8 protein-coding genes are annotated in these 13,147 nt (G+C 72.5%); 2 read left to right on the top strand and 6 right to left on the bottom strand.

The annotated features are described in order from the left end of the window. Positions 1-551 precede the first annotated feature (551 nt). Positions 552-2,348: a glycoside hydrolase family 3 protein gene (locus tag DMA15_RS12965; protein WP_125517699.1), complete on the top strand. Its 1,797-nt coding sequence runs from the start codon at positions 552-554 to the stop codon at positions 2,346-2,348. A 157-nt stretch (positions 2,349-2,505) separates the two neighbouring features. Further along, a complete protein-coding gene (locus tag DMA15_RS12970; protein ID WP_125512920.1) occupies positions 2,506-3,144 on the top strand; it encodes a hypothetical protein in 639 nt (212 codons plus the stop codon). Between the two features lie 65 nt (positions 3,145-3,209). Here DMA15_RS12970 and DMA15_RS12975 read toward each other — a convergent pair whose 3' ends face one another. The 6 genes from DMA15_RS12975 to speB all read right to left on the bottom strand — a co-directional run bounded on the left by DMA15_RS12975 (position 3,210) and on the right by speB (position 13,105). Next, positions 3,210-4,661, bottom strand: coding sequence for an aminopeptidase (locus tag DMA15_RS12975; protein WP_125512921.1), 1,452 nt, complete (start codon positions 4,659-4,661; stop codon positions 3,210-3,212). A gap of 89 nt (positions 4,662-4,750) precedes the next feature. Then, complete coding sequence (locus tag DMA15_RS12980; protein WP_240659776.1) at positions 4,751-5,182, bottom strand: hypothetical protein; 432 nt, start codon at positions 5,180-5,182, stop codon at positions 4,751-4,753. A 100-nt stretch (positions 5,183-5,282) separates the two neighbouring features. Continuing rightward, complete coding sequence (locus tag DMA15_RS12985) at positions 5,283-9,005, bottom strand: ABC transporter ATP-binding protein (RefSeq protein ID WP_125512922.1); 3,723 nt, start codon at positions 9,003-9,005, stop codon at positions 5,283-5,285. Between the two features lie 174 nt (positions 9,006-9,179). Then, positions 9,180-10,118 (bottom strand): serine hydrolase, encoded by a 939-nt coding sequence (locus DMA15_RS12990; protein ID WP_125512923.1) that lies wholly within the window; start codon positions 10,116-10,118, stop codon positions 9,180-9,182. Positions 10,119-10,237: 119 nt separating this feature from the next. Next, positions 10,238-11,926 (bottom strand): thiamine pyrophosphate-binding protein, encoded by a 1,689-nt coding sequence (locus tag DMA15_RS12995; RefSeq protein ID WP_125512924.1) that lies wholly within the window; start codon positions 11,924-11,926, stop codon positions 10,238-10,240. 177 nt (positions 11,927-12,103) lie between these two features. Continuing rightward, positions 12,104-13,105: an agmatinase gene (speB, locus tag DMA15_RS13000; RefSeq protein ID WP_125512925.1), complete on the bottom strand. Its 1,002-nt coding sequence runs from the start codon at positions 13,103-13,105 to the stop codon at positions 12,104-12,106. Between the last annotated feature and the right edge of the window lie 42 nt (positions 13,106-13,147).

Below are 13,147 nucleotides of genomic sequence, written 5' to 3' on the forward strand. Positions count from 1 at the left end.
TGACGGCTCGGCCTGCTTCGGCCTGACGGCTCGGGCGTCATCAGCCTGACGACTCAGGCGTCACCAGCCTGATGGCTCAGGCTGCTTCGGCCTCACCGCTCGATCCACTTCAGCCTGACGGCTCGGGCACTTCAGTCTGACCGTCGGTCCACTTCAGCCCCGCCGCTCGGTCCACTTCAGCCTGACCGCTCGGTCCACTTCCGCGTCGCAAGAATCAACCCCCGCCCCCCACGCACCACTTCCCCGAATCCGGGAACCCTCCCGCCCGCCGCCCCGTCCAACCGGCACGCTGCCGTTGAGTCTCCGTATGGCGGTGTCGGCATCGCTGCTGGCTGCGAGCGCTGACCTCCCTCTCCGCCGCCTGCGGCCCGGCAGCCCGCCGTCACCGGTGCCCGCCCCCCTTTACACAGCACCGGTGACGGCCCCCGCCTCCGCCCTCCTTGACCGGCGGAAGGCTTCGGGATATCCGTGAACCCCGAAAGTTTCCTCCGCCCCGCAGGAGAACACCCGTGCCCCACGACGACCACAGGCTCCGCCGCCTCATCTCCACCATGTCCCTGGAGGAGAAGGTCGGCCAGCTCTTCGTGATGCACGTCTACGGGCACACCGCCACCGACCCCGACCCCTCCGACGTCGACACCAACCTCCGGGAATCCGGCGTCCGCGACGCCGCCGAACTGATCGCCCGCTACCACCTCGGCGGCGTCATCTACTTCGGCTGGGCCCACAACACCCGCGACCCGCACCAGATCGCCGCCCTCTCCCGCGGCATCCAGGAGGCGGCGGCCGCCACACAACGCGTCCCCGTACTCATCTCCGTCGACCAGGAGCACGGCGTCGTCGCCCGCGTCGGCGCCCCCGCGACCCTCCTGCCCGGCGCGATGGCGCTCGGCGCCTCCGGTTCGCTCGCGCACGCCCGCGAGGCCGCCCGCATCGCAGGCACCGAGCTGCGCGCCCTCGGCATCCACCAGGACCACGCCCCGGACGCCGACGTGAACGTAAACCCCGCCAACCCCGTCATCGGCGTACGCTCCTTCGGCGCCGACCCCGAAGCGGTCGCCGGTTTCGTGACCGCGCAGATCGAGGGCTACCGGAGCGCGGGCATCGCGAGCGCGGCCAAGCACTTCCCCGGGCACGGCGACACGACGGACGACAGCCATACCGAGCTGCCGCACATCCACCACACCCGCGAGGAGTGGGACCGCATCGACGCCCCGCCGTTCCGCGCGGCGATCGCCGCGGGCGTCGACTCCGTGATGACCGCGCACATCGTGGTGCCCGCGCTCGACCCCTCGGGCGACCCGGCGACGCTCTCCCGCCCGATCGTGACGGGCGTCCTGCGCGAGGAACTCGGCTTCGACGGCGTGATCGCCACGGACTCGCTGGCGATGCGCGGGGTCCGTACGAAGTACGGCGACGACCGCGTGGCCGTGCTCGCGCTGCGAGCGGGCGTGGACCAGCTGCTCAACCCGCCGCAGCCGCGGGTCGCGTGGGAGGCGGTGCTCCAGGCCGTCAGGGACGGCGAGCTGACGGAGGAGCGCGTCGACGAGTCGGTCCTGCGGGTGCTGCGCATGAAGGCGAAGGTGGGTCTCCTGGACGGGATCGGGATCGAGACCGCCGGTCGGGCCAGGAGTGGATCCGCCCCTCAAGGCGCCGCACCGGAAGCCGTTGACGTAACCGTCGGCTCCCCCGCCCACCTCGCCGCCGCCGACCGCATCGCCGAGGCGACCACCACCCTGCTGCACAACGACAACGCCCTCCTGCCGCTCTCCCCCCACACCCACCGCGACGTCCTCGTCGTCGGCGCCGACCCCCGCTCCCCGTCCGGCACGACGGGCCCGCCGACCTCGGTCCTCGCCGACACCCTGACCGCCCTCGGCTTCCACGCCACGGCGCTGTCGACCGGAACGGCCCCCGACGGCACGGCCGTCGAGAAGGCGGTGGCGGCCGCCCAGGGCAAGGACGCGGTACTCGTGGCGACGTACAACGTCTCGACGCACACCGCCACGGCGAGGGACAACACCCAGGCCGCCAACGCCACCCTGGACAGGGCCGCCACCGGCCCCGCTCGGGCGGAAGAGGACGGGCAGACCGCCCTGGTGGCCGCCCTCAAGGCCACCGGCATCCCTGTCGTCGCCCTCGCGATCCGCAACCCCTACGACGTGGCCCACCTGCCCCCCGTCGACGCCGCCCTCGCCTCCTACTCCTGGACGGACGTCGAACTGCGCGCCGCGGCACGGGTGATCGCGGGCCGCGTCGCACCCCAGGGGCGGCTGCCGGTGCCGGTGCGGCGGGCGGACGATCCGGCGCAGGTGCTGTACCCGATCGGGCACGGCCTGACGTACTGAGGCATACGAAGCGCCCCCGGCGCACCACCGCCGACTTGCCCCGAAGCGCCCCGCGCGGCTGGCGCGGTCCCGGCGCGGCGGGCCACGCTGAGTGCACAGGTCGGGGGGACAGTGGATGCTTGCCTGCAGTCTTTCCTGCGGTCGTGCCTGCATTGCAGTGCGGCCGCGTGCCGTCGTGGGGGTGGTGGCCGCGCTGCTGCTCGCCGTCGCGGCCGCGCTGTTGACGGGGTGCCAGAAGGGCGGCGGTCCCGGCGGGGCGTCCTCCGGGCGCATCGACGACCAGACGCCCGTGGCCTCGCGCCCCACCGGTTTCGGCGCGGTGTTCCTCGCCGAGGGTGAGTGCAGTGCGCGCGGGCGCGGCACGTTCACGGAGGTGCCGTGCACCAGCGAGCGGGCGGCGGCCCGCGTCGTCGCCCGCCACGGCGGCAAGGCCGGGCGGGGCCCGACGTGCCCGGCGCGCACGGACTTCGTGCTGCACCTCAGCGAGAGCAGGCCCGCCGTCGACGAGGACGGCGACGGGGCGGTCCCGAGGGGCTATGCCTGCATGCGGAACCTGGAACCGCCGCACCCCGGGGACCCCGGGGGCGGCGGCGGGCCCCGCACTCTCGTCGGCGACTGCGTCTACGGCGCGGGGCGGGGCGAGGTGCGGGAGACGGCCTGCGACGGTTCCGGTCGGCGCGAGCCGGAGTTCCGCGTGGAGTCGGCGGTGCGGAGCCGGGACGCGTGCGGCGCTTCCACCGCCCTGTACGTGACCTTGGGCGGTGCCCGGCCCGTGGGGTGCGCCGTGCGGGTGTGACGCGCACGGGGCTCCTCCTCCCCGGACCCCGCTCCTCGAACGCCGGAGGGGCTGGATCTGCCGCCTTACGGCCTCAGCGTCTGCTCCTTCTTCACGTCGCGCCGGTCCAGCTTCGCGTCGTACGCCGCCAGCGGCTTGCCCGAGGTGGACGGCACGCCCGCCCACTCCTGGATCCGCTCTGTGGCCCTCGCCTTCTCGGCCGGGGTGAGCTGCGAGACGGTCGCCCCGTGGTGGGCGCCGGGTGCCGTGAGGACGTGGTTGTCGTGCCGGGCGCCCCGCGCGGGGCGGAACTTCTCGGCGCCGTACGGGTCGTACTCGCCGTACACGTACATCATTCGGTGCGCGTGGTGGCGCACCCATGTGTCGATGTCCCGCATCGCGCGCGGGTCGAACGTCATCGGGATCTCGCGCGGCACGAAGTTCCGCGGCGGCTGGTAGCCGTAGCGGCTCAGGCCGCCGAGCCAGGGCTGCTTGATGGTGGGCGCGCCGAGTTCCGTGCCCGCCTGGTAGTAGTACGGCGTGTACGGGGCGAGGCCCTGGTCGGTGTAGGAGGACCAGCCGCCCACCGAGTCGACGTAGTCGAAGAGTTCCTGGTCGCTCACGGTGGCCGCGTCGGGGATCGTGCCGCAGGCGGTGGCGGCGGGCTGGTACTGCCAGAAGCCCCACACGAGGTCCATCACGACGGCCTCGAACGCCTTGTCCAGCGTGCCGATGGTCTTGAAGGTGTAGCCCTCCGCCTCGGCATGGGCGGCGAGCTTCTCCGACAGCGGCTCCCTGCGCACCATGGCCTCGCGCTGCACGGCCTGGATCCGGGCGCGGCACTCCTTGGTGCCCACGTGCGCGAGGAACCTGTCGTAGGCCGAGTCCTCCTTGTCGACCGCGTCGTTCGGCGCGACGTAGGAGACGATGCCCGCCATGTCACGCGGGTAGAAGCGCTCGTAGTACGTGGCGGTCATGCCGCCCTTCGAGACGCCGGTGGCCAGCCACTTCTTGCCGTAGACCGGCTTCAGCGCCTGGTGGATGCGGTGCTGGTCGGTGGCGGCCTGCCAGATGTCGAGCTTGGACCAGTCGGCCGGTTCGGGGCGCGAGGGGGTGAAGAAGCGGTACTCCATGGAGACCTGGTTGCCGTCGACGATCTGCGTCGGCTCGCGGCGGCTGGGGTTCGTGGAGAGGCCGTAGCCACTGGTGTAGTAGACCGTGGGGCGGCTCGTGTCCTTGTGCAGGACCGTCAGGCGCTGCTTGAACGTGCCCTTGGAGGGGCGCCGGTGGTCCACCGGCTGGGTGTAGTTGAGGACGAAGAAGCGGTAGCCGGGGTACGGCTTCTCCTCGATGAGGCTCATGCCGGGTATGGCGAGCAGCTTGTCCTTGATGTCCGGTTCCGCGGTGGTGGCCCGCTCTCCGGTCGGGGCCCGTTCTCCGGTCGGGGCCCGCTCCCCGGCGGTGGCCGTCGCTCCGGCCGCGCTCACCGTGCCTATCAGCACCACGAGCGACAACACCCATCTGAGCACCTTGCGCATGCACCCTCCCCTGTCGACACAGCGATGCCCCGGAACCTAACGGAGCAACTGGGTCCACACCAGGGGGAGTTACCGGCGGCCCGCGGACGTCAGCAGAGGATCCAGCCCGAACTGGCCCCGCGCCCGCTGACCTTCCCCGTCACCCGCACGCAGCGGTTTCCCGCGTGCACCACGACCGGGCCCGCCCGGCGGGTGTAACGCCCCTGGTCGCGGGCGGGGCGGCTGCCGCGCGCCTGGACGCTGACCGACATGGCCTTGCGGGCGCCGCCGCGCTTGGCGATCGTGACGGCGCAGACGAAGCCGCGGGTCTTGAAGACCTCGATGCGGCCCGTGCTGAACGGAATCGTGCGCACCTTGTGCCCGGCACACGGTCCCGCGAGGGCGGTGGCCTTGGCCTGGCCGGCCGCGTGTGCCGTGCCCGCGCCGGGGCCCGCCAGGGCGAGCAGAAGGGCGGCGGCGAGTCCGGCGGTGCCGAACGTCAGCCGCCGTCGTATGCGGTCACGGCCGCGACCACTGCTCACAGTTTCCCCTCCCGCCCCAGCGGCATCAGCGTACTGGTGTACGGACGCAGCCCACCGCCCGGACGGTTGCGGGAAACCCCGCCTTTTCTGCTGTCGCGGTTCAGGCCGTCTCCACCGGCTCCCCCACGAAGGTCCGCCACAGGCGCGCGTACCGCCCCTCACGCGCGAGCAGTTCCTCGTGCGTGCCGTCCTCGGCGACGCGCCCGTCGTCCATCACGACGACGCGGTCGGCGCGGGCGGCCGTGGTGAGGCGGTGGGCGACGACCAGGGTGGTGCGCTTGCCCGCGATGCGGTCGGTGGCGTGGTTGACCTGCGCCTCTGTGGCGAGGTCGAGCGCGGCGGTCGCCTCGTCGAGGAGCAGGATGTCGGGGTCGACCAGCTCGGCGCGGGCGAGCGCGATCAGCTGCCGCTGGCCCGCCGAGAGGTTGCGGCCGCGCTCGCTGACCTCGTGGAGGTAGCCGCCGTCGAGGGTGGCGATCATCTCGTGCGCGCCGACCGCGCGGGCGGCGGCCTCGACCTGGGCGTCGGTGGCGTCGGGCCGGCCGTAGGCGATGGCGTCGCGGACCGTGCCCGCGAAGAGGTAGGCCTCCTGCGGCACGACACCGAGGCGGTGGCGGTACGCGGTGAGGTCCAGGGAGCGCAGATCGGTGCCGTCGACGGTCACGCGCCCGCTCGTGGGGTCGTAGAAGCGGGCGACGAGCTTGACGAGCGTCGACTTGCCCGCGCCGGTCTCGCCGACGAAGGCGACGGTCTGCCCGGCGGGGATCCGCAGGCTGACGTCGGTGAGGGCCGCCTCCTCGCCGTTGTACGCGAACCGCACGTCCTCGAAGGCGATCTCGCCGCGCAGCGAGAGGACGTCCCGCGGCTCGTCGGCGGCCTTGGTGGACGTCGGCTCCTGGAGCAGTTCCTGGATGCGGCCGAGCGAGACGGTGGCCTGCTGGTAGCCGTCGAAGACCTGCGAGAGCTGCTGCACGGGCGCGAAGAACAGGTCGATGTAGAGCAGATAGGCGACGAGCGCGCCCGTCGTCAGCGTGCCCGCCTCGACCCGCCCCGCGCCCACGATCAGCACGGCGACCACCGCGAGGGACGACAGGAACTGCACGAACGGGAAGTACACGGAGATCAGCCACTGGCCGCGGATGCGGGCCTGGCGGTAGCTGTCGCTGTTGCGCGCGAACCGCTCGGCGCCCGAGCGCTCGCGCCGGAAGGCCTGCACGATGCGCAGCCCGGCGACGGACTCCTGGAGGTCGGCGTTGACGACGGAGACGCGCTCGCGCGCCAGCTCGTACGCCTGCACGCTGGACTTGCGGAAGAAGTACGTGCCGACGATGAGCACCGGCAGTGTCGCGAAGACGACGAGCGCCAGCTCCACGTCGATGACGAGCAGCGCGACCATGATCCCGAAGAAGGTCACGACGGAGACGAAGGCGGTCACGAGACCCGTTTGGAGGAACGTCGACAGCGCGTCCACGTCCGTGGTCATCCGGGTCATGATGCGACCGGTCAGCTCACGCTCGTAGTAGTCGAGCCCGAGCCGCTGCAACTGCGCGAAGATCTTCAGCCGCAGCGCGTACAGAACCCTTTCGCCGGTGCGTCCCGTCATCCGCATCTCACCTGTCTGCGCCACCCACTGCACGGCGACGGCGGCCAGCGCGAGCCCGGAGGCGACCCAGACCGCGCCGAGCGCGAGCTGGTTGACGCCCTCGTCGATGCCGTGCCGGATCAGGACGGGGAGCAGCAGTCCCATGCCCGCGTCGACCGCGACGAGCAGCAGGCTCAGGAGCAGCGGAAGCCCGAACCCGCCGAGCAGCCTGCGCAGGTTGTACGAATCCTCGGGTGTGACGGCGCGTGCCTCGTCGATGCCGGGCTTGTCGTCGGCCGGGGGCAGCGCGTCGACCTGGGCGAGCAGCTCCGGCGTGGACGGCATCCCGGAGAGCGCCGGATCCTTGGCGGAGTCCGGCTCGCGGTCACCGGTCCACAGGGCGGGCGTGATGCCGCGCTCGGCGTCGAACTCGGCGTCCAGCTCGTCGCGTATCGAGGTGTCCTCGGGCAGGTCGGCGGGGTACGCGTGGCCGGGCGATACGCCGCCCAGCTCGTCGGGGTCGGTGAGCAGGCGCCGGTAGAGGGCGGAGCGCTCCTGGAGCTCCTCGTGGGTGCCGAGGTCGGCGAGGCGCCCGTCGTCGAGGACGGCGATGCGGTCGGCGAGGCCCAGGGTGGAGCGGCGGTGGGCGATGAGGAGGGTGGTCCGCCCCGCCATGACGCCCCGCAGTGCCTCGTGGATCTCGTGCTCCACGCGCGCGTCCACCGCCGATGTCGCGTCGTCGAGGACGAGGAGGCGGGGGTCGGTGAGGATGGCGCGGGCGAGCGCGATGCGCTGGCGCTGGCCGCCGGAGAGGGTGAGGCCGTGCTCGCCGACCGTGGTGTCGTACCCGTCGGGCAGTTCGGCGATGAACCGGTCGGCCTGGGCGGCGCGCGCGGCGGTCTCGATCTGCTCCTGGGTGGCGTCGGGGTGGCCGTACGCGATGTTCGCGCGGACCGTGTCGGAGAAGAGGAAGGAGTCCTCGGGGACGAGCCCGATGGCGGAGCGCAGCGAGTCGAGGGTCAGTTCGCGCACGTCGTGGCCGCCGATGAGGACGGCGCCGTGCGTCACGTCGTAGAAGCGGGGCAGCAGCAGCGAGACGGTCGACTTGCCGCTGCCGGAGGAGCCGACGACGGCGAGGGTCTCGCCGGGGGCTATCTGGAAGGTCAGCCCGTCGAGGACGGGGCGGTCGTCCTCGTACGCGAACCCGACGTCGTCGAACTCGACGGTGGCCGGGGCGTCGGCGGGCAGCTCCTTGGTCCCGTCGCTCATGCTCGGCTCGGTGTCGATCAGTTCGAGGACGCGCTCGACGCCCGCGCGGGCCTGCTGCCCGACGGTGAGGACCATGGCGAGCATGCGCACAGGACCGACGAGCTGCGCGAGATAGGTGGAGAAGGCGACGAACGTACCGAGTGTGATCTCCCCGCGCACGGCGAGCCAGCCGCCGAGGGCGAGCATGGCGACCTGGCCGAGCATCGGGACGGCCTGGAGGGCGGGGGTGTAGCGGGAGTTGAGCCTGATGGTCCGCAGCCGCCCCGCGAACAGCTTGCGCCCGACCTCGCGGAGCTTGCCGGTCTCCTGGTCCTCCTGCCCGAACCCCTTCACCACGCGTACGCCGCTGACGGCGCCGTCGACCACTCCGGCGACGGCGGCCGCCTGGGCCTGCGCGTACCAGGTGGCCGGGTGCAGCCGGGTGCGGGAGCGGCGGGCGATGAACCACAGGGCGGGGGCGACGGCGAGGGCGACGAGGGTGAGCGGCAGCGAGAGCCAGGCCATGATGCCCAGCGAGATCACGAAGAGCAGGATGTTGCCGATGGTCATCGGCAGCATGAAGAGCAGGCCCTGGATGAGCTGGAGGTCGCTGGTGGCGCGCCCGACGACCTGCCCGGTGGACAGCTCGTCCTGGCGCCGCCCGTCGAGCCGGGTGATCGTCCCGTACATCTCGGTGCGCAGGTCGTGCTGGACGTCGAGGGCGAGGCGGCCGCCGTAGTAGCGGCGGATGTAGGTGAAGACGTAGACGAGGGCGGCGGCGCCGATCAGCGCGCCCGCCCAGGGGCCCATGGAACGTCCGCCGCCCTGCCCGTCCGCCCCGATGACGTCATCGATGATCACCTTGGTGATCAGGGGGACAAGGGCCATGACGGCCATGCCGGCGAGCGAGGCCCCGAGCGCGAGCACGACGTCCTTCGGATACCGCCACGCGTATCCGCTGAGCCGCCGCGCCCATCCCCGTTGCTCTGTCACGTGCTGCCTCCCGTAGACCTGACCTGCCGAGAGGCCCAACGCGGCGGGAGCCGAATTTCATCCCGCCGCGCTGGAAGGAGGCGCCGAGGAAGCGCCCCGAAGGGGCGCGGGGAACTGCGCGACCAGCCACAGCGCTCCCGCGGCTGGTCGATGGGCCCGCGGTCCCCGGGGGACTCAGCTGCCGGGAACCGCCACAAAGGCCTCCCGCGGCGTGTCCGTGGGCACATAACGCCCGGCCGCCGAAGCCCGAGGAGCAAGATCCTTATGAATAGCCTTGGCCACGCCCTGAATCGTGGCGACCCCGTAATTCATGGTGCTGTTGCCGTGCGTGAGCACGGAGATCGTGTAGTCATGCCCGCCGCCCTTGAACGCGCCGATGCTGTGCACCCGCCAGCCGTGCGTCGACCGCTGCAACCAGCCGTTCTTGACGTGTATCGAGACTCCGGCCGGCGCCCCCGCCGGGGTGCCCCAGCGCTGCGAGGAGACGACCTTGCCCATCAGCTTCAGCATGTAGGCGCGGGCGTTGTCGCTCAGGACGGAGTTCTCGGCGGTGATCAGCGCGAGGAGCTTCTGCTCGTCGGCCGCGTTGATCCGGGTCAGGCCCCAGTAGCCGCCGGACCCCGGCACGGTCTTCGTCATCTTGGCGGCCTTGAGGAAAGCGTTGATCTTACCCGTGCCGAGCTGGCGCCAGAGCGTGCTGGTCGCCGCGTTGTCGGACTGGGTGATCATGGCGTACGCGAGGTCGGACTCGCGCTCCGTCAGCTTCCGCTCGGTCTTCTTCGCGTCCCACAGGAGCGTGGCGAGGACGGTCGCCTTGACGATGCTGGCCGAGTCGAACGAGGTGGTGGAGCGCAGGGTGCAGGTGGTGCCCGTGGTGCGGTCGCGAAGGCCGATCGCGATCGTCCCCTTGCGGTTCTTCAGCGCCGCCGTGATGTCCTTGGTGAGCTTGGCGGCCAGGCCGGCCTGGGCCGAGGTGCAGGTGACCGTCGGTGCGGGCGCGGCGACGGCCGGCGCGGCGGTCGCGACCGCGCCGAGCGGCACGAGAACACCGGCGGCGAGCCCCGCGGAGAGCAGACGGGCACGCCGGGATATCCCGGATACCGGGTGAGTCATGGATTCTTCCCATCCCCTTGGGCAGTACAAGACCCTCGGGGTCCGTACCAGCGCGCCCCCTGCGCGCTTGCACCAGATGACTCACCGACACCGGCGATGGTTGTACGAAAAGAAGCTGATCAGTCGAGGTGTGTCGGAGCGAACATCTTCAGCACCGCCGGAAGCACCACCACGGACGGCCCCGGCTCGGCCAGCGCCTTCGCGAGGTCGTCCCGGAGCGTCTCGGGGGTCGTACGGATCCCCGGCACCCCGAAGGACTCCGCGAGGGCCACGAAGTCCGGGCGGGACAGCTCCGTCGCGGTCGCCTCGCCGAAGGCGTCGGACATGTACTCGCGCAGGATGCCGTAGCCACCGTCGTCGACGATCAGCCAGGTCACCGGCAGGTCGTACTGGCGGGCCGTGGCCAGCTCGGCGATCGAGTACATCGCGCCGCCGTCCCCGGAGACCGCGAGGACCGGCTGGGACGGGTCGGCGACCGCCGCGCCGAGCGCGGCGGGGAAGCCGTAGCCGAGGCCGCCCGCGCCCTGCGCCGAGTGCATGGTGTTGGGCCGCCGCGCGTCGAACGCCGACCATGCCCAGTACGCGAGGATCGTCATGTCCCAGAAGGACGGCGCCGCGTCCGGCAGCGCCGCGCGCACGGAGGCGAGGATCCGCTGCTCCAGCGTGAGGTCCTGGGACGCGATCCGCGCGCGGACCTTCTCCAGGAGGGCCGCCACCCGCTCGGGGGCCGAGGGGTCCTCGCGGGGCGCGTCGATCGTCTCCAGGAGCGCCGAGAGCGCGAGGCGCGCGTCCGCGTGGATGCCGAGTCCGGGGTGGTTGGACTCCAGCTTCCCGGCGTCGGCCTCGATCTGGATGACCCGGCCGCGCGGCTTGAACGTGTGGTAGTTCGACGACAGCTCGCCGAGCCCCGAGCCGACCACGAGGAGGACGTCCGCGTCCTCCAGGAAGTCGGTGGTGTGGCGGTCCTCCAGCCACGACTGGAGGGAGAGCGGGTGCTCCCAGGGGAAGGCGCCCTTGCCGCCGAAGGTCGTGACGACCGGGGCGCTCACCAGCTCGGCGAGGGCCAGGAGCTTCCCGGAGGCGTCCGAGCGGACCACACCGCCGCCCGCGATGATCGCGGGGCGCTCGGCGCGGGAGAGCAGGTCGGCGGCGACCGCGGTCAGCTCCGGGCGCGGGACGACCTCGTCCGGCGTCGCGTCCATCGCCGTGACGACCGGCAGCGTCGTCTCCGCCAGGAGCACGTCCTGCGGGATCTCCACCCAGACCGGGCCGTGCGGCGCGGTCAGCGCGGACTCCCAGGCCGCGGCGATCGCCGAGGGGATCTGGGAGGCCGTGCGGACCGTGTGGACCGACTTCACGATGTCGCGGAAGGACGCCTGCTGGTCGCGCAGCTCGTGCAGATAGCCGTGGCGCCCGCCCCCGAGGCCCGCCACCGGCACCTGGCTGCCGATCGCGAGGACCGGCGACGAGCCGGCCGCCGCCTCCTGGAGCGCGGCGAGCGAGGTGAGCGCGCCGGGTCCGGTGGACAGCAGCAGCGGGGCCACCTCGCCGGTGATACGGCCGTACGCGTCCGCCGCGAACCCGGTGTTGTTCTCGACGCGCAGACCCACGTACGTCAGCGAGGAGCGGCGCAGGGCGTCGAACATGCCGAGCGCGTGCTGGCCCGGCAGGCCGAAGACGGTGGTCGCGCCGAGGCCGGACAGGGTCTCGACGACGAGATCGCCGCCGTTGCGCCCGGGGGGCGGGTTCAGGGCGGCCTCCGTCTGGCGCGGGGTGGGGCGCAGCACCAGGTCGTGGTCGTGGGTCATGCGGCGTCTTCTCCTTCTCGCCCGGGCCACGGCCCGGCGGGCGTTCCGGTCCTCGCCCGGGCTACGGCCCGGCGGGCGTTCCGGCAGGCGTCCGGCCGGGGGTCCGGCCGGGCGCACGGGCCGCCGGGCCGCGCACGGCCCGGCGTGCCACGGTCTCCGGCGGCCTCGCGGCCGTGGTCACTTCGCGTGCTGCTCCCCGCCGGAGGCACGGGCGGCGGCGATCTGCCTGCTCATGATCGTCGTCAGCTCGTACGCCGTGTGGGAGGCGGCGACCGCGGTGATCTCCGCGTGGTCGTAGGCCGGGGCGACCTCGACGACGTCCGCCGAGACGAGGTTGCAGGAGGACAGGCCGCGCAGGATCTCGAGCAGCTCGCGGGAGGTCATGCCGCCCGCCTCGGGGGTGCCGGTGCCGGGCGCGTGGGCCGGGTCGAGGCAGTCGATGTCGATGGAGATGTACAGCGGGCGGTCGCCGATGCGCTGGCGCAGCTGGTCGGCGACCTCGTCGGCGCCGCGGCGGTAGATGTCCGCCGAGGTGACGATGCCGAAGCCCATCTTCTCGTCGTCGGTGAGGTCCTTCTTGCCGTACAGCGGGCCGCGCGTGCCGACGTGGGAGAGCGCCTCGGTGTCGAGGATGCCCTCCTCGACGGCCCGGCGGAACGGCGTGCCGTGCGTGTACTCCGCGCCGAAGTACGTGTCCCAGGTGTCCAGGTGGGCGTCGAAGTGGAGCAGCGCGACCGGGCCGTGCTTCTTGGCGACCGAGCGCAGCAGCGGCAGCGCGATGGTGTGGTCGCCGCCGAGGGTCATCATGCGGGCGCCGGAGCCGAGCAGGTCGTCGGCGGCGGCCTCGATGGTCTCCACCGCCTCGTTGATGTTGAACGGGTTCGCGGCTATGTCACCGGCGTCCGCGACCTGCGCGAGCGCGAAGGGCGAGGCGTCCTGCGCCGGGTTGTAGGGGCGCAGGAGGCGGGAGGCCTCACGGATGGCGTTGCCGCCGAAGCGGGCGCCGGGGCGGTAGGAGACGCCGGAGTCGAAGGGCACGCCGACCACCGCGACGTCGGTCTTGCCGCCGACCTCGTCGAGGCGGGGCAGTCGCGCGTATGTCGCCGGGCCCGCGTACCGGGGGATGCGGGAGGAGTCGACGGGGCCGCGGGGGGTCGTCGGGGTCTCGGCGCTGCTCATGGTCGGTTTCCTTCTGCTGGTGCGAGTACTGCGATTCAAGTG

The sequence above is a fragment of the Streptomyces sp. WAC 01529 genome, from assembly GCF_003945545.1.
Taxonomy (GTDB): domain Bacteria; phylum Actinomycetota; class Actinomycetes; order Streptomycetales; family Streptomycetaceae; genus Streptomyces; species Streptomyces anatolicus.

Bases quoted from the DNA above. Each gene is read 5' to 3' on its own strand.
- DMA15_RS12975 (WP_125512921.1), bottom strand. From the start codon at position 4,661: ATGCGCAAGGTGCTCAGATGGGTGTTGTCGCTCGTGGTGCTGATAGGC.
- speB (WP_125512925.1), bottom strand. From the start codon at position 13,105: ATGAGCAGCGCCGAGACCCCGACGACCCCCCGCGGCCCCGTCGACTCC.
- DMA15_RS12995 (WP_125512924.1), bottom strand. From the start codon at position 11,926: ATGACCCACGACCACGACCTGGTGCTGCGCCCCACCCCGCGCCAGACG.
- DMA15_RS12990 (WP_125512923.1), bottom strand. From the start codon at position 10,118: ATGACTCACCCGGTATCCGGGATATCCCGGCGTGCCCGTCTGCTCTCC.
- DMA15_RS12965 (WP_125517699.1), top strand. From the start codon at position 552: ATGTCCCTGGAGGAGAAGGTCGGCCAGCTCTTCGTGATGCACGTCTAC.